Annotated in this window: 19 protein-coding genes and 1 pseudogene; 13 read left to right on the top strand and 7 right to left on the bottom strand. The window is 41.9% G+C overall.

All coding sequences use genetic code 11. From position 1 onward, the window contains the following. Both DP117_RS17345 and DP117_RS36275 read left to right on the top strand, forming a co-directional pair. Positions 1-269, top strand: a 269-nt coding sequence (locus DP117_RS17345) for an addiction module protein (RefSeq protein WP_248277697.1), incomplete at its 5' end; no start/stop codon positions are given. Positions 270-370: 101 nt separating this feature from the next. Continuing rightward, the gene (locus tag DP117_RS36275; protein WP_339381287.1) at positions 371-571 is read left to right on the top strand and encodes a type II toxin-antitoxin system RelE/ParE family toxin; all 201 of its coding nucleotides are present in this window, start codon (positions 371-373) and stop codon (positions 569-571) included. 6 nt (positions 572-577) lie between these two features. Here DP117_RS36275 and DP117_RS36990 read toward each other — a convergent pair whose 3' ends face one another. Further along, on the bottom strand, positions 578-712 hold the full coding sequence (locus tag DP117_RS36990; protein ID WP_282440295.1) for a hypothetical protein: 135 nt from the start codon (positions 710-712) through the stop codon (positions 578-580). A gap of 435 nt (positions 713-1,147) precedes the next feature. On the opposite strand from DP117_RS36990, the gene trpS reads away from it, so the two are divergent. Together trpS and DP117_RS17330 are read left to right on the top strand one after the other, a co-directional pair. Then, positions 1,148-2,158, top strand: a complete 1,011-nt coding sequence (gene trpS, locus DP117_RS17335) for a tryptophan--tRNA ligase (RefSeq protein WP_169219532.1) — start codon at positions 1,148-1,150, stop codon at positions 2,156-2,158. A gap of 62 nt (positions 2,159-2,220) precedes the next feature. Then, positions 2,221-3,141 (top strand): methylenetetrahydrofolate reductase, encoded by a 921-nt coding sequence (locus tag DP117_RS17330; protein ID WP_169219531.1) that lies wholly within the window; start codon positions 2,221-2,223, stop codon positions 3,139-3,141. 221 nt (positions 3,142-3,362) lie between these two features. Here DP117_RS17330 and DP117_RS17325 read toward each other — a convergent pair whose 3' ends face one another. Beyond that, the gene (locus DP117_RS17325) at positions 3,363-5,465 is read right to left on the bottom strand and encodes an acylase (RefSeq protein ID WP_169219530.1); all 2,103 of its coding nucleotides are present in this window, start codon (positions 5,463-5,465) and stop codon (positions 3,363-3,365) included. 1,029 nt (positions 5,466-6,494) lie between these two features. Between DP117_RS17325 and DP117_RS17320 the strand changes: the two genes are divergently transcribed. The 4 genes from DP117_RS17320 (at position 6,495) to DP117_RS17305 (ending at position 8,415) form a co-directional block, all read left to right on the top strand. After that, the gene (locus DP117_RS17320; protein WP_248277696.1) at positions 6,495-6,803 is read left to right on the top strand and encodes a hypothetical protein; all 309 of its coding nucleotides are present in this window, start codon (positions 6,495-6,497) and stop codon (positions 6,801-6,803) included. Between the two features lie 45 nt (positions 6,804-6,848). Further along, on the top strand, positions 6,849-7,175 hold the full coding sequence (locus tag DP117_RS17315) for an MbtH domain protein (protein ID WP_169219529.1): 327 nt from the start codon (positions 6,849-6,851) through the stop codon (positions 7,173-7,175). Positions 7,176-7,231: 56 nt separating this feature from the next. Then, positions 7,232-7,459, top strand: coding sequence for an MbtH family protein (locus DP117_RS17310; RefSeq protein ID WP_169219528.1), 228 nt, complete (start codon positions 7,232-7,234; stop codon positions 7,457-7,459). A 164-nt stretch (positions 7,460-7,623) separates the two neighbouring features. Then, entirely contained in the window at positions 7,624-8,415 is a 792-nt protein-coding gene (locus DP117_RS17305) for a thioesterase II family protein (protein WP_169219534.1), read from the top strand. A gap of 54 nt (positions 8,416-8,469) precedes the next feature. Here the strand turns inward: DP117_RS17305 and DP117_RS17300 are convergent, their stop codons facing one another. After that, positions 8,470-12,153, bottom strand: coding sequence for a response regulator (locus DP117_RS17300; RefSeq protein WP_169219527.1), 3,684 nt, complete (start codon positions 12,151-12,153; stop codon positions 8,470-8,472). A 161-nt stretch (positions 12,154-12,314) separates the two neighbouring features. Here DP117_RS17300 and DP117_RS17295 point away from each other — a divergent pair, with 161 nt between their 5' ends. The 5 genes and pseudogenes from DP117_RS17295 to crtO all read left to right on the top strand — a co-directional run. Next, positions 12,315-13,049, top strand: coding sequence for a Nif3-like dinuclear metal center hexameric protein (locus tag DP117_RS17295; protein WP_169219526.1), 735 nt, complete (start codon positions 12,315-12,317; stop codon positions 13,047-13,049). Between the two features lie 97 nt (positions 13,050-13,146). Further along, positions 13,147-13,884, top strand: coding sequence for a DUF2993 domain-containing protein (locus tag DP117_RS17290; RefSeq protein ID WP_169219525.1), 738 nt, complete (start codon positions 13,147-13,149; stop codon positions 13,882-13,884). A 158-nt stretch (positions 13,885-14,042) separates the two neighbouring features. Further along, positions 14,043-14,390 carry an MFS transporter gene (locus tag DP117_RS17285; RefSeq protein ID WP_211176166.1) on the top strand — a complete coding sequence of 116 codons (348 nt, stop codon included), beginning with the start codon at positions 14,043-14,045 and terminating at the stop codon, positions 14,388-14,390. 242 nt (positions 14,391-14,632) lie between these two features. Further along, positions 14,633-15,472 carry an MFS transporter gene (locus DP117_RS17280; RefSeq protein ID WP_211176165.1) on the top strand — a complete coding sequence of 280 codons (840 nt, stop codon included), beginning with the start codon at positions 14,633-14,635 and terminating at the stop codon, positions 15,470-15,472. A 316-nt stretch (positions 15,473-15,788) separates the two neighbouring features. Then, a pseudogene (gene crtO, locus DP117_RS17275) lies at positions 15,789-17,495 on the top strand (beta-carotene ketolase CrtO); the annotation flags it as partial. A gap of 271 nt (positions 17,496-17,766) precedes the next feature. On the opposite strand, the gene DP117_RS17270 reads toward crtO, so the two are convergent. From DP117_RS17270 to DP117_RS17255, 4 genes are all read right to left on the bottom strand, one after another. Further along, positions 17,767-18,990, bottom strand: coding sequence for a flavin monoamine oxidase family protein (locus DP117_RS17270; RefSeq protein WP_169219522.1), 1,224 nt, complete (start codon positions 18,988-18,990; stop codon positions 17,767-17,769). Positions 18,991-19,093: 103 nt separating this feature from the next. Next, on the bottom strand, positions 19,094-20,605 hold the full coding sequence (ilvA, locus tag DP117_RS17265; RefSeq protein WP_169219521.1) for a threonine ammonia-lyase, biosynthetic: 1,512 nt from the start codon (positions 20,603-20,605) through the stop codon (positions 19,094-19,096). Positions 20,606-20,906: 301 nt separating this feature from the next. Further along, positions 20,907-22,016, bottom strand: coding sequence for a bifunctional riboflavin kinase/FAD synthetase (locus DP117_RS17260; protein WP_339381286.1), 1,110 nt, complete (start codon positions 22,014-22,016; stop codon positions 20,907-20,909). Between the two features lie 283 nt (positions 22,017-22,299). Next, on the bottom strand, positions 22,300-23,220 hold the full coding sequence (locus DP117_RS17255) for an MBL fold metallo-hydrolase (protein WP_169219519.1): 921 nt from the start codon (positions 23,218-23,220) through the stop codon (positions 22,300-22,302). Between the last annotated feature and the right edge of the window lie 203 nt (positions 23,221-23,423).

Here is a 23,423-nt window from a genome sequence, read left to right as displayed (position 1 = left end):
CGGGGTTTCTACCCAAATTTTCGATGACTGAAACAGCAGAAAAACTCAAGCTTGAACTTTCTCAACTTTCTGCACAAGAACGTGCCGACATTGCTCATTTTTTGATTCAATCTTTAGATGAAAATATTGCTAATGAAAATGTTGATAATGATGTAGAAGCTGCTTGGGATACGGAATTAACTAAGCGCCTAGAAGATATTCATCGTGGAACAGCTATTGGCGAACCATCAAATCAAGTATTTTCCGAGTTGCGAGAGAAGTATTCGTGAAGTTTATCGTTATCCACACCGAAGCCAGAAAGGAACTTGATGCTGCAATTGCTTACTATGAGAAGCAGAAAATTGGCGATTGACTTGATTTATTATCTGAAGTGGAGAAAGTTCTTGGAAATATTCAGCAAAATCCAAATCTCGGAACACCATACAAAATTGAAGGGGTGCGTCGTTATGCTATTAAACGTTTCCCTTATCTCATCTTTTATATAGAGCTTGAAGAAGTTATTTGGGTGATAGCGATTGCACATGGAAAGCGCAAACCCGATTATTGGAAAAAGCGAAATATAGAGATATAATGTAATTTATAAGTTTACGGCTTTTCTGCCATTATCAGTTAATTCAATCTCACTCAAAACAACCTGACGTATCCTTTCATCTTGTGCTTGTAGCTGTTGGACTAGTTCCTTGAGTTTATCTGCATCCATCTGAGTTTGCATCCATTTTAATGGACTTCGTCTATTAGCCTGGGATTTAAATCCCAGACTGCGTCAAATCTGCCTCCAGCATAACTGCCTTTCTTCTCAACCCCTTTGAGCACGTTATGCGATCGCACCAGGTAAAAACAGATCGTTGACTGCCCGTCTTTGCATGAAATCTAAACAAATGTCAAACTAAGAGGGTGTTTATAAAATAAATTTGTCATTCTGGAGCGCGTAGCGTGCCCGCAGGGCAGTGGAGTGAAACACAACGTTAGCGCAGCGTGTCCGCAGGACATAGAATCTAGGGTTTGCATCATAGTCGAGAGATGCTTCACTACGCTATCGCTACGTTCAGCATGACAAATCGAGGTTTTTGCCAAATTTATAAACACCCTCTAAGAAAATCAATTGTATTCCCGCTATCGTCGGATTTAAAAAAGTATATTGCAGTTTATGGGCAGGCAACGAATTTTTTCTGGAGTTCAACCAACTGGTAACTTGCATTTGGGCAACTACTTGGGCGCTATTCGCAACTGGGTAGAAATCCAAAGCCAGTTTGATAATTTGTTTTGTGTGGTGGATTTACACGCGATTACTGTACCACATAAACCCGAGACGCTGGCAAATGATACTGAAGCGATCGCCGCTCTTTATCTTGCATGCGGCATTGATTTGAACTACTCTACTATTTTTGTACAATCTCACGTTTGTGCCCACTGTGAACTCACTTGGTTGCTTAACTGCATCACACCCTTAAACTGGCTTCAAGATATGATTCAGTTTAAGGAGAAGGCACTCAAGCAAGGAGAAAATGTTGGTGTCGGCTTGTTGGACTATCCAGTTCTCATGGCATCTGATATTCTGCTTTACCAAACTGATAAAGTACCAGTGGGTGAAGACCAAAAGCAACACTTGGAACTGACGCGGGATATTGTCAACAGGTTTAATCACCAATTTGCGAAACCAGATCAGCCTGTACTAAAGTTACCAGAACCTTTGATTCGCAAAGAAGGTGCAAGGGTGATGAGTTTGACAGACGGAACTAAGAAAATGTCGAAGTCTGATCCGTCTGAGTTGAGTCGCATTAATTTACTCGATTCGCCTGATGAGATTGCAAAAAAGATTAAGCGTTGTAAAACTGATCCGATTCGCGGCTTAGAGTTTGACAATTCAGAACGTCCCGAAAGTAACAATTTGTTAACACTGTATATGCTGCTTTCTGGAAAAACCAAGGAGGAAGTAGCAGCCGAGTGTCAGGATATGGGCTGGGGACAATTTAAACCTTTGTTAACACAGACAATGATTGAAGCCCTCAAACCGATTCAAGAAAAATATCAAGAGGTGATGAACGACAAAGCTTATCTAGAGTCTGTGTTGCGACATGGAAAGCACAAAGCAGAGGCGATCGCCAACCAAACTCTCAATCAAGTCAAAGCTGCGATGGGTTATTCTCTGTTAATCTAAGCTTTTCTTATGACGGTATCTTGTGCTATAGCTGTACCCAGAGACAGAAATCGTCATAAGTTATGCTGGATACTATAAGTCCAACCGCTTTAACTTCTTTCCGTACAGCGGCAAAAGCTGGTCAATTCCTGATTACCGCCGAAGTGGCACCACCGAAAGGCGGTAATCCAGACCACATGATACAAATGGCGGCGACTCTTAAGGGGAGAGTTCATGCCGTCAATATTACTGATGGTAGCCGCGCAGTATTACGCATGTGTTCGCTGGTTGCATCGGCAATTTTGTTACAAAATGGTATTGAGCCGGTTTGTCAAATTGCTTGTCGCGATCGCAACCGGATTAGCTTACAAGCCGACCTCATGGGCGCTCATGCTTTGGGTATTTATAACATTTTAGCTTTGACTGGCGATCCTGTGAAAGCAGGCGACCATCCTGACGCTAAAGGTGTATTCGACCTTGAAGCCGTGCGCTTGCTACAAGTGATTCACAAACTCAATCAAGGCGTTGACTGCAACGAAAAACCTCTGACTGATGGTGCGCTAGACTTATTTCCAGGTGCAGCAGTCGATCCGCAATGTGCCAGTTGGTCTGGTTTACAAAGTCGGTTTGAACGTAAATTAGCTGCAGGGGCGGAATTTTTTCAAAGTCAGCTGATTACAGATTTTGAGCGGCTAGAAAAGTTTATGGATAAAATAGCTGCTGGCTGTGACAAACCAATTTTAGCAGGAATTTTTCTGTTGAAATCAGCGAAAAATGCTCAGTTTATCAATCGGTGTGTACCAGGTGTGAATATTCCTGAACACATCATTGATAGATTGGCGCAAGCAAAAGATCCTCTTGAAGAAGGAATGAAAATTGCTGCTGAACAAGTTCAGATAGCGCGTCAATTGTGTCAGGGTGTCCACATGATGGCGGTGAAGCGTGAAGATTTGATTCCGCAAATTTTGGATATGGCTGGAGTTGAAGCAATACGCTTCGGTTGAAGGTAGTTTGCGTACGTAGAAACCCGGTTTCTTTAAGAAACCGGGTTTGTGTCTCCCTGTACCTTTTGTGTCATACCAGTTTGAAAAAAGAATGCGACACATGGAGTTGAAAACTTTTAAACCCCTCCCTAACCCTCCCCGCGAATTCGGGGAGGGAAAGATTTTAGCGCAGCTAAAAGCGAGGGTGGGGTCATCTGTCGCAAACATTTTTTAAATCGGTATCACAATACCTTACGTTCTTCCAAGTGAGCTAGAATATCAGAACGCTCTCGCCAAACTGAACGCAACTGCTTGCGAGCAAACAACTGTAACTGATCACTGACATGGGGCGAACCTGGTTGAGTTGAATTACCGTAGCCAATCAGCGCCATCGCTTTGACTGGTTGAGAAAACTCAATCGCCGCGACGAACGAATCACCAGCAACTGCTTGGAAGCGACCTTCTGCTTTTGGTGTAAAATTAACGACGCGGAAAATACCAAGACCTCCATTACCACCATTCGCAGGTAAATCTTTATTGCTTACCGTTATACGGAAAACATCTCCCCACGCGACATCTAGCGCCCCGTATGTTTTTTCCACTTTGGTAGCAACAGCTTCGAGTGTTGCAACTGCCGATTTGGGATCAGCTAAACCGTCGGGTGTGGTGCGTGGAGAGTCTTCACTCCAAGGTTTACTAAATGTCTTATCTAAGTTCATCTCTTCTGCCCAAGCAGCGAAGAGTACTGCACCTTTGCTATCTGCATTGGCTTGCCGATCCCAGGCTTGTAAGACATCTGCCGATCGCCTTGCTAATTCACTACCAGACTGTCGTGCTGCGGGAATTAAGTCATCTAGTAGGCGATCTGCTAGTTCCATCCGCGTCGAATGCTTGTATTCTACCAGTTCATCAAAAGAAATTTTGTCATCCTCAAACAGCATTCGGACTGAACGCTGCGCCCGAAAATTCGTGGGACCAGGCGGTGCGATGTAAGGTGGATAATTATCTGGTTTGATAGCTGTAGGAAATGTTGTTGTCCAAGGTGGATCATTGGCATTTTGCAACCAGCCGCTTTCTGGGTCAACGACGCGTGGTAAATCTTGGTAGGGATGAATTTTCGTCCATAAGGTTTTAGAAGTGTCACCAGGAATAACCCCTTGCCAATATTGAAAATCACCTTGAGAACGAACCGGAACTTGACCGTTGAACAGATGCATGATGTGTCCATCTCTATCTGCATACATCACCGTGAACATCGGGAGTTGCAGGCGTTGGAGTGCAGTTTCAAATTGTTTGAGGTTTTGGGAACGCGCCATATCCCACCACTGTTCAAGTACCCCAGGTCGGTCAAGACCAACAACGCGTAGTGCTATGGCTTGTCCGTCTTTCTCTGTGACAACTGGTCCGTGAATAGAACGTTTCACAACTAGGGGTTGAGTACTTATTGTACCATCTTTTTGCCTTACTTTCACCGAAAGGTTTGTTGTTTGGAAAGGACGCACTTTGCCATCAAAGCGATAACCATTTTCAACGAGCTCCAGTTTGTAAGCATCCCAGCCATCGAAAGTGTTGACGGTGTGAGTCCAACCTAAATTGTCATTGAAGGCGATCGCCAACACAGGAATTCCAACCAGTGTTGCACCGTAAGCATCAATACCGGGAGCAGTTACTTGTGCTTCGTACCACAAAAATAAATCCGACCAAAGCAAATGTGGGTTTGCAAGCAACATCGCTTTACCACTTTCAGAACGTTTTGGTGCTATGGCCCAACCATTAGATCCTGCTTTTGATTCTTCCTTAGCGACGCCTGCAACTTCTTCTGGGTTGACAACAAAAGTAAAATGCAAAACTCGATGTAAGTGAGCCAGAACATCTTCCGCCTTGACTGGAAGTACAGCCTCTACCTCGTCGTCAAGCTTTTCTTTATGCTCCTTAGCATAAGCATTAATTCCAGCAGCAAAGGCATCTAGGTAGTTACGAAAAGTTGGACTTTGTGAATTATACCAAGAACTTGCACGTTCTGGAATTCCCGTCGTGAGAACCCAACGGTCTGATTCTAAATATTTTTCTCCCCAGTATTCAGCAGCACGTCCCCGCGCTTGACCGTAGAGACGCAAAAGCAAGTTACCGTGACTTTGCATCTGTGCCCAACCGAAAGCTTGAAATGCACTTTGGACATCTTTGCCGTAAATGTGGGGTATTCCGTAAGTATCCCAGAGGATTTCAGTACTTTTTGCGACTCGTGCAGAAGTTTGACATCCCAAAACTAGAGCAAAGATGATACCAAGTAAAAATGATAACAGTCGAAATGGCTTTCGCCTGAAAGTTTTGTATAAATAGCCCATACTTGTCTTGAGATATTCATTAGAAGAATAGAACCGAATTTAAAACAGTACACAGTACACAGTACACAGTACACACTGATAACTGATAACTGTTAAACAGAACTTTTTGATGATATTTCCTCGCTTCTAGTAACAGATGTGACCAACCAACACAAAAATTGCGCCTGATTGCAACAGGCTGAAAACAAGCTCATTAGATTTCATGATTTTTCTTTAACTTTGTCACGCCACGAAATCTCTAGTTGATAACGCGACTCATAGGAGATTATTGAAATTCATTTGCATCGATAAAGCAAGCTTAATGAAACTGCAACCAATAAAAGTTTACATATAGTAGGTAAATCTTAAATACACCATTGCTATTGATTAACACTAATTCATTCATATAATTTCATGATGTCAAGTCAATATTCAGAAAACCCTCATTGCACATGTTTATTTATACACCACATTATTCTCTGTATTACCAACAGACAGCATTTATTAGTAAACACTTTTCGGTGAGTGAACATCTATAATATAGACTATATATAATCACTCAGTAAGATGAATGAAAGACAATTGCATTTAAAATCTTTTTTGAATACCTATCAAAAGTATGAATTTTCTTAAAATAGTGATCGCTAATATCTAGAAAAATTATTGATAAGTATTATCTATGATTTGAGGCTTGCTAAATGCAATAGATTTCTTTTAGAGTAAAAGGTGCCAATTAAAAATAACTTTCAATATATCTAAGCCAATCTAAGCCAGAATTTGCATCACCGAAGCAATTCAAACCAGAGCGCTTTCTTGAAAAACAATACTTTCCCTATTTCTACCGACCTACTTTATCTTTTCTGTTAATTGCGACTTTAACTTTTCAAGAATTTCTTTGACAATTAAAACAGTACACAGTACACAGTACACAGTACACAGTACACAGTACACAGTGATAACTGATAACTGTTAAAGCAATTCGAGAAACATAAATAAATCGATAGCAATTTGTATAAAATCTGATTTATGTAGTTTTTTTCAAGAGGTACTATGATGGCAAGCATGGGAAAATATTGCAAAGCCTATCCAATCAAAAAATTGCGCGAGTTTAGTCATTGGACTGAGAATGCTGAAAATACGAGAAAAGAAAAGAAAGAGATTGATGGCAAGGAAGTCGAAGTGAATAGAACACTCACTGATGATGACTTTCTATATCTCCAAGAAAACTACGTCGTCACAGATGGAATTTTCAAAGACGAAAATATTATCTTTGACAATGTAACTCCTGAGTGGAAAGAATTTTGTCAAAAGACCCTCGCGTTTGAAATTCCAGTTTATGAACCTGTGAAAGTAGGGTGATCAGCAAATTAAGACAAAAGCGATTTTTAAGGGGTAGACACTTTCATGAACGAGTTAGTACAACGATTGTCACAAGGCGAGCATCCCGTTGAAGCCAGCTTAAGACCTGAGAAAACAGCCGCTGCTTTGAAAGAATCTATTGAGCGTGGATATGTTCACATCAAATTCATGAATACTAGGGGAGGGACTGATTTAGGTGTCAGACTTGATCCAGAAGCATCTAATTTCAGTAAAGCTGACTTTGAGAACAAAAAGGGTCAGGCTCACATAGTTGGTAACTTATCTTTAAACTACGTAAAAGTTCGATGCATAGCAGATATTGACCTGGCAACTTTAGAAGGAAAAGGACACCTTGAACCAATAGAAGGGTGATAGTTTTTACGAAAAAAGCATACAAAACATATCTGATTAACTGACTGGAGAGAAATATGTACCAAGACGACAAAGAAGACACGACTATTTACAAAGTTGTAGTCAATCATGAAGAACAATATTCAATTTGGCCTGCTGATCGCGACAATCCTCTTGGCTGGAAAGATGTTGGTAAAAGTGGTCCCAAACAAGAATGTCTGGATTACATTAAAGAAGTTTGGACTGACATGAGACCACTGAGTCTTCGGAAAAAGATGGAGGAAGCTGCTCACAGTGAGGTATAATGCAAATAAGCTTGCATATTAACTTGTAGTGGTCGTCCTGTATGATTTGAATCAATCATGAGTCATTTGTCTTTAAACTTAAATAAAGAAGTTAAATAAAGAAGAAATGACTCATGACAAATGACGGTCCTATAAGAAAAAAGTGCAATGCGCGAAGTTAGATGATGAAAACCACACACACACATAACTCCTGCGTTACCTGTCCGTATCCTAATTCTCAGGCTTCGGTGCGTTTATTCTGCTTTCCCTACGCAGGGGGTAGTTCTCTGGTTTTTCGCCCGTGGTTCAACAATTTACCAAAGACTGTCGAAGTTTGTCCGATTGAACTTCCTGGAAGAGGAAGCCAGATGAGGTTGACTCCTTTCTCGCAGCTAGAACCATTGGTTGAGTTTCTAGCTTCCGCCCTGCTTCCACATTTAGATAAACCATTCGCCTTCTTCGGTCACAGCATGGGTGCGCTTGTCAGCTTTGAGCTTGCCCGTTTACTGTGTAGAGAATATGATACCAGTCCGATTCACTTGTTTGTATCCGGTCGCCGAGCTCCTCAAATCCCTGACCCAAAACCGCCCGTCCACGCTTTAAACGAGCCTGAGTTCATAGAAGAACTGTATCGTCTTAATGGTACGCCTAAAGCAGTACTAGAAAATGCCGAACTCATGCAGTTACTTATCCCCATCTTGCGGGCAGATTTTGCTGTCCTTGAAACTTACGTTTATGCTCCCGAACCCACTCTCAACTGTCCGATAACAGCCTTTGGTGGTTTAGAGGATTCAGAAGTTAGTTACGATGAACTCCAAGCTTGGCGAGAACAAACAAATGCTGCTTTTTCTGAGCAGATGTTCCCTGGAGACCATTTTTTTCTGCACTCAGCTCAATCACTTCTGCTGCAGTCTCTTTCCAGAGAATTAGAAAGAATGACGAATGACGGCAAATTTTTTACGCCAATGACTCCGTAAAACGAGCTGATTATGGTAAAATCAGAATTACTTAGGGAATTAAAGAGCAGAAAACTATCTATATAGCCAAACGCGCAAAAGAGAAAGCAACTGCTCAGTGTCAACAGGTTTGGAAATGTAGTCGGATGCACCAGCTTCAATACACTTGTCGCGATCGCTTTGCATAGCTTTTGCAGTCAGTGCAATGATTGGCAGAGATTTAAATTGATTGTTTTGTCGAATCAGATGAGTTGTTTGGTAACCATCCAATTCTGGCATCATCATATCCATCAAAACCATATCAATGTCTGGGTTATTTTGCAAAACTTCAATGCCATCCTTACCGTTTTCCGCATACAAAACCTGCATTTGATAACGCTCAAGCATACTTGTCAGGGCGAAGATGTTACGCACATCATCATCGACAATCAGCACTTTTTTGCCTGCGAGTACGGTGTCAGACGATTGCAATTGTTCGAGAATTTGTCGTTTAGGTATCGGTAAATTTGCTTGCACTCGATGCAGGAACAAAGCAGTTTCGTCCAGCAAACGTTCGGGTGAACGCACATCTTTGACAATAATGGTTTCTGCAATGCGTCGCAGTTGAGTGTCTTCGGCTCTTGTCAGTTCTCTGGCAGTATAGATAATGATGGGCAATGCTTCACCATGTGGTTGCTGCTTAATTTGTGAAATCAACTCAAACCCGCTCATGTCTGGTAGTCCTAAATCCAGCACCACACAGTCGTAATGCTGTGAGCGAATCTCCGCTAGTGCTTCTGCTCCTGTTCCAACAGCAGTCGTTTCAACATCGCTGTTACCTATCAGTTCCATAATACTACGTCGTTGAGTGGGGTCATCTTCCACAACCAGCAGATTTTTGACACTGCGATCGACAAAACCTTTCATTCTCGTCAATGCTTGGTGTAACGCCTCACTACTAACTGGCTTTTGCAGATAGGCGATCGCCCCTTGTTGCAAACCCCGCTGTCGCCCCTCCTCAACTGTCATAATATGCACTGGGATATGACGGACAGAAGCATCATGCTTGAGACGATCCAACACTGTCCAACCATCCAATTCTGGTAAATGGATATCCAGGATGATTGCTGAAGGCTGAAATTTTTGTACCAACCTCAAACCTGTACTACCATTATGAGCGACAATGACCTTAAATTCTTTTTGTCGTGCCATATCTAAAAGGATACGCGCAAACATGAGATCATCTTCCACAATCAGAAGTACGCGGTCTCCTGGTTGGATGTTACCTCTATCGTCAATCAAAGGAGTGGGAAGGTCAAGTGTTCGCGTCTCTGGTTCGGAGTTTGTAGTCAGTGAACGAGTAAAGGACGCAGTGAGAAAACTTTCCCTCCCTGCGTGACTCTTTCCCTGTGTGACTCCTGTTTCTCCTTGTCCTCGTGTCCCCCCATCCTCTTGTCCTCTTGTTTGGGGTAAGTAAAGCGTAAACGTGCTTCCTTGACCTAAGCGACTTTCAAGTTTGATTTCGCCACCCAACAGATGAGTGAGTTTACGACAAATTGACAAGCCTAGCCCTGTACCCTCATACTTACGATTCGTACTACCATCTGCTTGTTGAAATGCCTCAAAAATAATATTTTGCTTTTCCAAAGCAATGCCTATACCCGTATCTTTAACAGCGAAGGCTATAACAGTAGGGGCACAATTCAAAGTTTCCTGGTCGGAACTCCACCCTTGCTTTGCCACAAACAGCCGCAAGCTGACTTCTCCTCGTTCTGTAAATTTAAAGGCATTTGCTAACAGATTTTTTAACACTTGTTGTAAACATTTTACATCAGTTTCAATTGTTGTTGGCAGTTCTGGAGCTAATTCAATAGTGAAAGAAAGCTTTTTGTCAGTTGCAATTTGCCTAAATGTACTTTCTATGTAGTCACGCAATTCCGTCAACAGCATTTGGTTGATGTTAATTGACATAGTTCCAGATTCAATTTTTGCCAAATCTAAAATGTCATTGATTAACACCAAAAGGTCATGACCTGCCGAGTGAATTGTACGGCTATATTCTACTTGTTTTGCACTCAGGTTCCCCTCAACATTATCTGCTAACAGCTTCGCTAAAATCAATAAACTGTTGAGTGGTGTCCGCAATTCGTGGGACATATTCGCCAAAAATTCCGACTTGTATTTTGACGACAGCGCTAGTTGTTCTGCTTTCTCTTCTAATGATTGCCTTGTTTCTTCTAGTTGCTGATTTTTGTTTTCAACTTCCTTTTTTTGCGCTGATAGTAACTCCGCTTTTTCTTCCAGATCAGCAGTTAGTTGCTGCAATTCTTCGTTAGATTGCTGCAATTCTTCTTGCTGCTGCTTCAAGAGTTTTTCCGATGCTTGCAACGTCTCGGCCTGTTCTTTTAATATTTGATTACTCTGCTTAAGTTCTTCTTGCTGAATTTGTAGCTGTTGCGTTAAAGCTTGGGATTGTTGAAGGAGTTCTTGAGTGCGGATATCGGCTGCAATGATGTTTAGCACCACACCTATGGTTTCTGTAACTTGCTCTAGAAAAATCAGAGAAATCTCTCCAAAGCGTTGAAAAGAAGCTAACTCAATCACTGCTGTCACCTGGTTTTCAAACAGCACAGGTAACACAATAATATTCAGTGGTTTGGCTTCGCCTAAACCAGAACTGATATGAATATAGTCACTTGGTACATCTGTCAGTATAATTTTTTGTTTTTCTAGAGCGCATTGTCCCACCAGTCCTTCACCTAAGCGGAATCTGTTCGACAGATGTTTCCGTTGTTGGTATGCATAGCTACCGATAAGCTTGAGCATTGGCTGTTGCTCACCAGAGTCCATGATGTAGAAAACACCATGTTGTGCATTCACCAATGGAGCAAGTTCACAGAGAATCATACTAGCAACAGTTTCTAAACTTCTCTGACCTTGCAGCATCTGGCTAAATTTAGCCACGTTAGATTTTAACCAGTTTTGTTCATTATTTATCTTAGTTGTCTTTTGTAAATTAGCAACCATCTCGTTAAACGCCTGCGCTAACACACCAATTTCATCCCGGCGATTGTTAGCAGTTGTACTCACAGATAAGTCTCCCATTGATAGCTTTTCTGTGACTTTAGAAAGTTCTTGAAGAGGTTTAGAAATATTTCTAGTTAAATAAATACCAATTAAAGTTAAGAGTAAAAAAGCTAGGGGAATACCATAAGTGATAGTATTCATTGCCTGATGAGTTGCTGCTTGAGTTCGCCGAGAGCGTTGTTCTAATAAATTCCGCTCTTCGTTTTCCATATCTAAAGTTAGGCGACGGATTTCATTCATCAAACTGTCGCTATTATCCGTCAACACCTGTTGCCTGACAGCATCTAATCCTTGACTGTCACGCAAAGAAATTGAGCTTTGCATTGCCTCTAATTTCTGTTGAATCTTTGGCTCTAGAGCATCAATTCTACGCTGCTGATTCGGGTTATCTACCGTTAATCTTCTCAAGGATTTGAGACTTTGTTCAACAGATGAAATTGCACTGTTGTAAGATTGTACTTCACTTTTTTCTTCCGTCAGCAGATAACTACGTTGTGCTTTCTCAGCCTCTTTTAGCTGAGACCTTAAATTATTCAAATCTCCAAGTACTTGATAGGTATGGGTTTGCCAGCCAGAGGTTTCAATAAGATTGTTTGTCGTTTGGTATGAAATAACTCCAATAGCGGCAAGCATCATTAACCCAAATCCAACACCTGCACCTATTTTGTTACCTATTGTCAAATTATTAAGCATCTTTATTTAGTTAGATTTAGACAATTGCCGCTATTTTTTGGTTAAGTTTTTGGTTGCTCTTGTAGAAATTTTAAGAATTTTAAGAATTTTCTCTGTTGCTGTTTACAAAAAAGATATAATTCATGAAATATCGTTAAATGATTCATAATAAGACATTATGAATGATAACTGAAAGCAACTTGATTCTTTTACAACAGATAACAGAATTTCTAGACCAATTCTTTGCTGTTGAGCAATACTCTCAAGAGGAAAGAGGTGGTGTATATTTACCTTCAACACGTTTTGTTAGACGTTTGGGCTTGGTACTAGAACCGTGGGCGCAGTTACAAGAATGGGTAAGCACTCAAGATATAGACGCACTGTTCTTACATCGTCCCTGGAAACTTGAACCAGGACAACTAGCACCAGATATTGGTGTTATATCTTATCATTTACCATTTGATGAGCGCTTAACATTTTCTTTCAATCCCAGATTAGCGCAAGTGTTGGGAATGTCTGGTTTAGAAGTGCTAGGAAACAAAAACGGCAGAGCGATCGGTATGATTGGAGATCTTCCGACTCAAAGCTTTGTCCGTTTGTGTGATTGTGTCAATCAAATTTTTGGTGGATACGAGCAAGTACATCAAGTACATGCAGCCCAAAACCCTGAAGTCACACGAGTTGCTGTTGTTGGTGCAATGACTGATTCGCTTGTGCATGAAGCAGCAACTCGCGGTGCTAATATCTACATTACCGGACAGTTACGGCAGCCTGCTGAACAAGCATTGCTAGAAACGAAAATTGGTCTGATTTCAGTTGGTCATCATCGAGGTGAAGCATGGGGTTTACGCGCCCTTACTGGAGTCTTACGCGAACGCTGGTCTAACTTAGAGGTGATTGTGCTTCACCATCAATGATATTGATTTCAATTGCTTCTACCATTTTGTAGATACGCTTCTTTGTGCTCAGCGTCTAAATTAAGCAGTAACCCCAACACCAGCAGATAATCAACTCATGTTAGAAGAGCAACGAATAGAAGAGCAAATGCTTTCACAGGAAGCAGAAAAGCAACTTTCTAAACAGCTAGACAAAGTAGAAAAAGTAGACGTAGATGTACAAACTGACTTCCTGAAAATATTTCAGGGACAGGCAGATAAAGTTTCTATTGAAGCTCAGGGACTGGTGAAGCAAGATATCCGTGTGCAGGAAATCAAACTACAGACAGATAACATTGACATCAATCCATTAAGTGTTCTTTTTGGTCAACTTGAACTGAATCAGCCAGTCAATACGACTGCTCGTATTTTACTCACAGAAGCAGATATTAACCATGCTTTGACATCAAGATTTGTTCGCAGCAAGATGCAAAACTTCCAGTTGAATGTCGATGGTGAAATTGTAGATTTACAGCCGCAAGAAATACAAATTAACCTCTTAGATGGTGGCAAAATGGCATTTTTAGGAAAAGTACTGCTAAGAGAAAAAGGGAATACTCGTCCGATAAGTTTCACAGCACAGGTTTGCCCACGCACTAAACACAAACCCATCATATTAGAAAATTTCAACTGCACTCAAGGAGAAGGCATTTCACTTGAAGTTATTGTCGCCTTAATGCAAAAGGTAAAAGAACTAGTCAATTTACCATATTTTGAATATGAGGATACAGTATTTCGTATCAGAAATATGGAGGTTCAAAAGGCTACTATGATACTTTTAGTAGATGCTCGTCTCAAACATCTACCTTCAGTGTGATTTACTTATAATTTTGAGTGATAAAATGCATAATACATGCAAAAACTGGGTTTTTGAAAAGTAAATCCGTTTGAATGGACTGTACCCACTTCACTGCCGTATATAAACTAACTGCCCAAAAATTGTACTCTTAGAGATATAGACGCATTGAAATTTAAATGATGAAATGGCATTGGTTTAACTTTCATTATATTTATGTACGAAAAATGTACGAAAAAAGTAGAAAACCAAGCCAGAAAAGTTTGTGGGCACTTGATTATTTAAACCTTTTTCTAGCTGATGTACGTGATGGAGTTGGACCGTATCTAGCTATCTATTTGAAAGCTTCAGAAAATTGGAATCCAGCTAACATTGGGATTGCAATGTCTGCTTCAACCATTGCAACAGTTATTGCCCAAACACCAACAGGTGCGTTAGTTGACCGATTGCGTCAGAAACGAATGTTGATTGTCCTGGCTGCTGCAATTGTCGGCGTTGCTGAACAAAGGTATGAATTGTCATTCTGAGCGTAACGAAGTGGAGCGAAGAATCTCCGGAAAGCGTTGAAAATTAAACGAGATGCTTCACTACGCTTCGCTTCGTTCAGCATGACAAAACTGTATTTCATACTCAAATTCAGCAACGCCCAATTGTCTCTATTGGTTGCATTGCAATAGCCGTGTTACCGATTTTTCCAGTCGTCATTGCTGGTCAAATTTCTATTGGTTTAGCAGCAGCGGTGTTTCCAGGGGCGTAGACGCGGAGCGGCTTGTCGCCAGACATCGCCGCTATTAGCCTAGGACTCGTAGGGCATAATCATTTAGACCGTCGAATTGGTCGCAATGAGTCGTTCAATCATGCAGGTAACGTACTTGCAGCGATTTTAGCTGGTTTAGTGGGTTCTTTTATTACCAGCAAAGGCATCTTTTTTCTAGTTGCAGCTATGGCGGTAGCTAGTGCGATCGCGGTTCTAAGGATTCGAGAAAAAGAGATTGACCACGAATTAGCGCGTGGTGCAAAAGATGAGGATGAGGACATTCTAGGAAAACATCCGCATCATCTCTCTGGCTTTACGCAGTTGTTCAGTGACCACCGTATACTTTGGTTTTGTCTTGCAGTGGTTCTCTTTCACTTTGCCAATGCAGCAATGTTACCACTTGTCGGTCAAACACTCTCAGAAGGCAAAGCAACGGGGGCTACACTTTATATGTCGGCTTGCATTATTGTTGCCCAGTTGGTGATGATTCCTTCTGCTAATTTGGCTGGGCGTTTAGCCCATACTGCCAGAAAACCTATCTTTTTGTTTGGCTTCGCTGTCTTGCCAATTCGTGGTGTACTTTACACTCTCAGCGATAATCCTTATTTTTTGGTTTCAGTACAGATTTTAGATGGAGTTGCTGGCGGGATTTTCGGCGTACTTTCAGTACTAATGGTTGCTGATTTAACTAAAGGTACAGGACGGTTTAATGTCACGCAAGGGGCGCTAAATACTGCTGTTGGTATAGGTGCTTTTCTGAGTCATCTGCTAGCTGGGTTTGTGGTGCAAAAGGCTGGCTATAATGTTGCATTTCTTGGTTTAGCGGCGATTGCGCAAAGCGCAGACGCCTAAAGGCGTATCGCCACTGTAGCAACTATAATTTTCTGGATATTCGTACCAGAAACCAAAACTTTACATAAAGCACAGTCTTTGGTTTCAAGCCACTCTTGAGAAAACTCTATGAATAACGACTAATTGTAAAAGTCTAGAGTGCATTAGATCAGTGCTAATTGCCAATTGTCTTCCTTTTCTTACAATCAGCGATTAGCCAGTCTTTTTTTAGCAAATTTTTCAGCCTATTCTTTATTCTAAACTAGCATTTCTATAACTGCCGAATGATGGAATGAGATGTAATAATTTGTAATCTCGTAATGGAAGATATAAGCACGATTTTTCATTTATGCAAGAGTATGATGTTGTCATTATCGGAGCAGGACACAACGGACTAGTTTGTGCTGCTTATTTACTGAACGCTGGCTATAGCGTTCTGGTATTAGAAAAACGTTCTGTTCCTGGTGGTGCAGCAACAACAGAGGAATGTTTACCACAGGAAGCTGCTGGATTTAGGTTTAACTTGTGTGCAATTGACCACGAGTTTATTCATCTAGGACCAGTTGTGCAAGAATTAGAACTGGAAAAATACGGTTTACAATATCTGGAGTGTGATCCAGTTGTTTTCTGTCCTCATCCAGATGGAAAGTATTTCTTAGCTCATAAATCAGTAGAAAAAACGAGTGCAGGAATTGCCCGTTACAATGAACGCGATGCCAAAAAATATCTAGAATTTACAAACTACTGGCAACGAGCAATTGGTGCGATGATTCCTATGTTTAATGCACCTCCCAAGTCAGTTTTAGATATTCTTGGTAACTACGACATTGCAAAGCTGAAAGATTTATTTTCAGTTATTGGTTCACCTTCCAAGACACTGGACTTTGTTCGTAATATGTTAACCAGTGCTGAGGATATTCTTAACGAGTGGTTTGATTCAGAATTTCTGAAAGCACCTCTGTCTAGACTTGCTTCAGAACTCGGTGCGCCTCCTTCCCAAAAAACACTTGCGATTGGTGCAATAATGATGGCAATGCGCCATAATCCAGGGATGGCTAGACCACGTGGTGGTACTGGTGCATTGGTACAAGCTTTGGTGAATTTGGTGACAAGTAAAGGTGGTGTCATCTTAACAGACCAACAGGTTAAGAAAGTTTTGGTTGATAACGGTCATGCTGTTGGTGTACAGGTGGCAAATGGTATAGAATACCGTGCTAAACATGGGGTCATTTCAAACATTGATGCCAAGCGTTTGTTTCTGCAATTAATGGATACCAGCGATGTAGATGCTGCGGATCCAAATTTACGGGAAAGATTAGAACGTCGCATTGTCAACAATAACGAAACTATCCTCAAGATAGACTTGGCTTTAAACGAACCACTGCGCTTTGAACATCACGAACACAAAGACGAATACCTCATTGGATCTGTTTTGATTGCAGATTCTGTTGCTCATGTAGAACAAGCTCATAGTAAATGTACATTAGGAGAAATTCCAGATTCTGACCCCTCAATGTATGTGGTTGTGCCAACAATGTTAGATCCATCAATGGCACCACCTGGTAAGCATACCGCATGGATTGAGTTTTTCGCTCCGTATCAAATTGCAGGTGCAGAAGGCACAGGTTTAAATGGTACGGGGTGGACGGATGAATTAAAGCACAAAGTCGCAGACAAAGTGATTGATAAACTCGCAGACTACGCGCCAAATGTAAAAAACGCAATCATTGCCCGTCGTGTAGAAAGTCCAGCAGAACTAGGAGAAAGATTGGGTGCGTATAAAGGAAATTACTACCATGTTGATATGACTTTGGATCAGATGGTATTTTTCCGTCCCTTACCAGAGATTGCGAACTACAAAACACCTATTGAGGGTTTGTATTTGACAGGTGCGGGGACTCATCCCGGCGGTTCGATTTCAGGAATGCCAGGACGCAATTGTGCGCGAATCTTTTTGCAGAATAAGCAGCCCATAGCACAGACACTTAAGGATGCACGGGATTCGCTGAAATCAACAGTGGAATCCGTGTTTAAGATTAACTAAGTACAACATTGCACAAGTTTGTAGCGTTATAGTTCGTAGTTGTGCGCTTCTTGCCTGCAGTACGCCTGACGGCGCAATTAGTAGCGTTTGGTCAAGGAGATACGCGTGAGCGCGCAACTACAAGTTTTTATTGGGCGTTTCCTTACGGATACGAGTCGAACCACATCCAGGACATTGCATAGGAATTGACCTTAAATTCATACTGTTATTGTGCAATGCTACTTTTTCAGTTCAAACCAGTTATAGTAACCAGTGACGGCTGTATGAGGTGTCACCTTTTCATAAAAGGAACGGTAGAGCCAGCAAAGTGAATTTCTTTAGCAGCGTTGAGTCCAGATTCTAATGCTCCTTGAACCCAGCCTCTTGTCTTGGAAGTATGATCTCCAGAGAAATAAATTTTTCCTTCTGACTTCCCTAATTCTGAAAATAGTTTCTTCTCCTGTTCATCTGTTGGATAAGCCCAGCCCCCTTTTGACCAGACATCTTTTGTCCATGAATAAAAGTGCGATTGGACGGAGTAATTAGTTACCCCAGGCAGAATCTTCTCCCAATGCTGGAGTAATTTTGTCTGCTGAGCTTTGCCCTCAAAAACATCCATCTTAAGAGCTTTTTCTCCTTTTAGATAAGCATGAAGAATACCTGTTTTTTCAGGCGTATCCCAAGTAGTATGCCATAGCTCTTCATCTTCAAAAAATCCCCACCCATTTAAGTTCTCTTTTTCCCAGAATCGGTTAGGGAATTTAACAAAACAACGGGTTGCTGCTCGATAGTTATATCCTCCTGCCGCTGCCTCTTTTTTTGCCGGAGATAACTCAGGTGAAAAAGTAATCTGATTTAAGACAGTTAACGGAACAGTACACAATACACAATCACCAAGATATCGTTTCCCTGACGAGCACGACACTTCAACACCATTAGATGTTTGTAAAATCCGAGTCACAGAATCATCAAGTTTAATTTTTTCTGTCAATGCTTGGGCAAATGCTTGGGGAAGTAGATCAAATCCATCCTTCACTTTTTGAATCTCTTGGGCACGAATTTGTGGTTGATTTTGAAATAGTTCTTTCGCTGAGACTAATAGACGTTTTCCGTCCTTCATCGTGATATATTTTCCAGTCGTCGGCGCAAACTGTGAAAGTTTTAAACCAAAATGTTTGATGTAACCAAGGGTTAAATTATGATTCGGTGGGATTCTAGCCGCTCCAAGTTCTACTAAATCCTCTCCTTGAAAGGCTCTGTGCAGGGTTAACACTCTACCGCCGATACGTTTTCTTGCTTCTAAAATGGTGACATCATGACCAACTGCTGTTAATTCATACGCTGCTACTAAACCGGAAATACCTGCACCGACAATAAGCACCTTTCGATGCCGTAATCCTTTGGGCAATGCGCCGGGGGAAGGTGGTTTTTGAGCTTGTACTCGACTGTAGGTAACAGTTGCGGCGATCGCGAGAGTACTCCGCAATAAAAACTGACGACGATTCAGGTTGAACATACAGGCGGGACTAGTGATTGGGGAAGGACAGCAATTTAGGGTATTTTTATTTCTCGACTAAATTATTGAAATCATCATATACTTACAGATGGTTCTTTACGGATTATCCTAAAAACAGCTTGTATGCTGGATTCTGGCTTTCATCCCAATAGCGGTAACCCAGCGTATCCAGAAATGCTTGCCATTGTTCCATCTCATGGGGAGGTACCTGCATCCCCACAACAATTCGCCCGTAGTCAGATCCGTTGTTGCGGTAGTGAAACAGGCTGATATTCCAGTCAGGACTCATGGAATTGACAAATTTCATCAATGCACCAGGACGTTCAGGAAACTCAAAACGGTAAAGCAACTCATTCTTCGCAAGATGAGAGTGTCCACCAACCATATGCCGCAAATGCAATTTTGTCAGTTCGTCATCAGTTAAGTCAATGGTTTTGAACCCATGAGTTTCAAAGGTTTCAACCATCTTTGCCGCATCAGCACGGTTTTGAATTTGCACTCCCACAAAAATATGTGCCTCTTTTTCATCGGCAATGCGATAATTAAACTCAGTCAGATTGCGTTTGCCGATACATTCACAAAACTTGCGAAGACTGCCCCGTTCTTCGGGAATCGCAACAGCAAAAATGGCTTCCCGGCGTTCACCCAACTCTGCGCGTTCAGCAACAAAGCGGAGGCGATCAAAGTTCATGTTGGCACCGCAAGCAACAGCGATTAACGTTTGTCCCTGGATTTGTTCTCGTTCCACGTAAGCTTTGGCAGCGGCGATCGCCAATGCACCTGCAGGTTCCATAATCGAGCGCGTATCCTCAAACACATCTTTAATCGCAGCACAAGTGTCATCTGTATCAACTAAAATAATGTCATCCACATATTCTTGACACAACCGGAAGGTTTCTTCTCCGACTTCCCGCACCGCGACACCATCAGCAAATAAACCGACTTGAGGTAAGCGCACTCGTCTTCCTGCTTTCAGCGATTGATGCATCGCATCAGCATCCACAGGCTCAACCCCAATAATTTTAATTTCAGGACGTAACCGTTTCACATATGCTGCAATTCCAGAAATCAATCCACCACCGCCAATCGCCACAAAAATAGCGTGGATGGGTTGCTGATATTGTCGCAGAATTTCCATCCCGATGGTTCCTTGTCCGGCAATCACATACGGATCATCAAAAGGATGAATAAAAGTCATACCTTTTTCTGCCTCTAGTTGACGGGCTAAGGCATAGGCATCATCATAGGTATCCCCATGCAACACAACCTCACCCCCTCTGGCTTTGACTGCATCTATCTTTACTTGCGGTGTGGTTACCGGCATCACAATAATAGCTCGCGTTCCAATCCGACGGGCACTGAGGGCAACGCCTTGGGCATGGTTTCCAGCAGACGCAGCAATGACACCTTGTACCAGCAAATCTGGCGGTAGTTGCGCAATCTTGTTATAAGCACCCCGCAGCTTGAAGGAAAACACTGACTGCATATCTTCCCGCTTGAGTAGGAGTTTATTATTCAGTCGTGCAGATAAATTCGGAGCGTACTCCAGAGGTGTTTCCTGGGCAACATCGTACACGCGGGCAGTCAGGATTTGTACAAGGTAGTCGCAGAGCATGAGCGTCAATAGGTTAGTAAATGCCGGATGGATGATAATTTTACGATAATTGTGTCTACAGCTTCACGCCCAACCCTTATAAAGAAAGCTGGCTAAAAACCCTTGAGGGACAGGTACGCAACCTCAGAAGTATATTTAATGGCTTCAATTTCTAAGGAAAAAGGAAAGAATTTTTCTTTCCTTTTTCCCCGTGACCTCAGTCCGAGGAGTCTCTTAAAGTCTAAAGTGTCATGCTGTTACCTTATCTGTACTCAGAACTCAGATAGGTGTAGATAGTTGACTATTCCCCTAGCAAGCTAAACTAACATTCTGAACGAAAAAAAGCTCTAGCAACATCACAGTCTTGTTGAATTTGTGTTTTTAGGGCTTCTAGAGAAGAAAATTTTTGTTCTGGGCGCAAAAATTTTTCTAGTTGCACTATCAACTTTTTACCATACAAATTCCCAGACCAATCTAACAGATGGATTTCCACAGATTCATACATACCATTTACTGTTGGACGATGACCTATATTCATCACACCCAAGTAAATATTCTCTGAATTGTCTGGTGTTTCATCTACAATTAAAACACGAACAGCATAGACACCGTGGCAGGGCAAAAACTTGTCTTTTGGTAATTGTAGGTTGGCTGTAGGAAAGCCAATAGTTCTGCCCAATTGTTGACCTTTGATGACAGGACCAATTAGAGTGTACGCACGTCCTAATAGCTGATTTGCGCTTTGAACGTCGCCGCTTTGTAAAAGTTGCCGGATGAGTGAAGTGCTAATGCGAGTGTTTTCGCCGGAAGCAACACTAGTATCACCACTGTTTGCACTTCCATCAGAAGCATACGTTTCTAGAGGAACGATGGAAACAGGAATGCCGTACTGGGCGGCGAGCAACTTTAAATCTACAGCTGTACCACTGCGGTTAGAACCAAAGCAAAAATCTTGCCCGACGCTAATTCGTGCAGCTTGCAGTTGTTCCACCAAAATCTTTTCTACAAACTGTTCAGCAGATAGGGCAGATAATTCTTTGTCGAAAGGCAGCAAAACCAGTTGTTCTACTCCCAGCGATCGCAACTGATCAATTTTTTCGTCTAATGGTGTTAACCAAGTACGGGGTTGCCCGGTAAAAAATTCGCTTGGATGAGGATTAAAGGTGACAACCGTAGAGTAAGCGTGTGAAGAAACTGGAACCAGGGGCTTAGAAGACAACGAGATTAGGGAGGAAGTGTCGCTAATTTCTTGTTGTCCTCCCTTGTGTTTGTCCCCCCCTCTCCCCAAGGGCGGTAATATTGGTTGAATAACTTTTTGATGACCACGGTGTACGCCGTCAAATTTGCCAAGAGCAACAAAAGTTGGAGTTCGAGCCGATTCGGTCGAAGAAGTAACCCACACAGAACACCCATTTTGAGACAAATTTAGCACGTCGATTCTGGGATTTGAGATTTGTTAAGCTATTTGCTGTCAGCTAACAGAGTTGTTGAGTACCAACTCATGAGTCATTTCACTCAAGGACGTTTATTACACGCCACTTGCACTCAACGAGGGCTTCAGGATCTCCTCTGGGCCTGACGGGGCAAAGGGGAGATCCTCAAGAGCGCAGTTGCCCCAAGAGTGGAAGACTCCTTCGCACCCTCATTGCAAGAGCACTTTTTGTGTGCTAACTGCTGACTGCTGAAAGCTCCTAATCACCAATCTAATCCAAAATCTAAAGTTGTTCCGACTGTAATCTATGAGTAGAAAATTTCCTAATCGGAAAAGATTCTGATAAAGTGACTGGTACAGGAACTTGAAGAACCATTCCTTCACGTGCCATGATAGCATTGGGGAATTTTTGTGCTACTTCTTGTCCAACACGATCCAAAAAATCATCATCATGGGATGGATCGTGATGAAAAATGACTAGAGTTTTGACATTAGCAGATCTGGCTACCTTCACTGCTTCTTGCCATGTAGAATGACCCCAACCAATTTTAGGCTTGATTGGAGAATAATACTCTTCATCAGTGTAGGTGGAATCATAAATGAGGATGTCAGCATTACGCACTAACCATAAGACATTTTCATCTAGTCTGTCAGAATAATGTTCAGTATCCGTAATATAGGCAACAGCGCCACCACGCCAATTCACTCTGTATCCTATAGCTTCTCCCGGATGATTGAGTGGAGCTGTTTCTATATTAATATCGTCAATTTGAATAGCTTGCCCTGATATAACGTCGTAGAAATCTAAATTTGCTTGCATAATCTGCAAGGGGACTGGAAAATTTGGGTGCAGCATCTGGTCATTGAGACGCTGTTCTATAGTTGAACCGTCAGGAGCGATCGCACCGTAAATATGAAAGGTGTTTCCCTTGACAAATCCTGGATAAAAGAAAGGAAACCCTTGCATATGATCCCAGTGGGAGTGGGTGAAAAAAATGTAGGCTTCTATCGGCAAATGAGGCAACAAAGATTGCCCTAAAACGTGCAATCCTGTGCCTCCATCAAAAATTAAGCGTTTGCCGCCCACTTGCATCTCTATACAAGGGGTATTACCGCCATAACGAACGGTATGTGGTCCCGGACAGGGAATACTGCCGCGAACGCCCCAAAAATGTACACTAAATTGATTCTCTATCCTAGACATGGGTGTTGCTTGCTGGACTGAGCGGGCACTTAATACAAAAAATAGTGACTTATCTTGATAAGTTTATTCTGTCTCACAACTTTTAGTGGTGGTTTCATTTCTTGGTAAAACAGCATACCTTGTTTGAGGTTGCTTTTGCCTTTACTTATGCAAAACTTCAAAGCAGTTGTTTTTGTTTTCACACATTTGCTTATAGGTTATCT

The organism is Brasilonema sp. UFV-L1, assembly GCF_012912105.1.
Lineage (GTDB): Bacteria > Cyanobacteriota > Cyanobacteriia > Cyanobacteriales > Nostocaceae > Brasilonema.
This window is presented reverse-complemented; position numbering and strand designations above follow the sequence as displayed.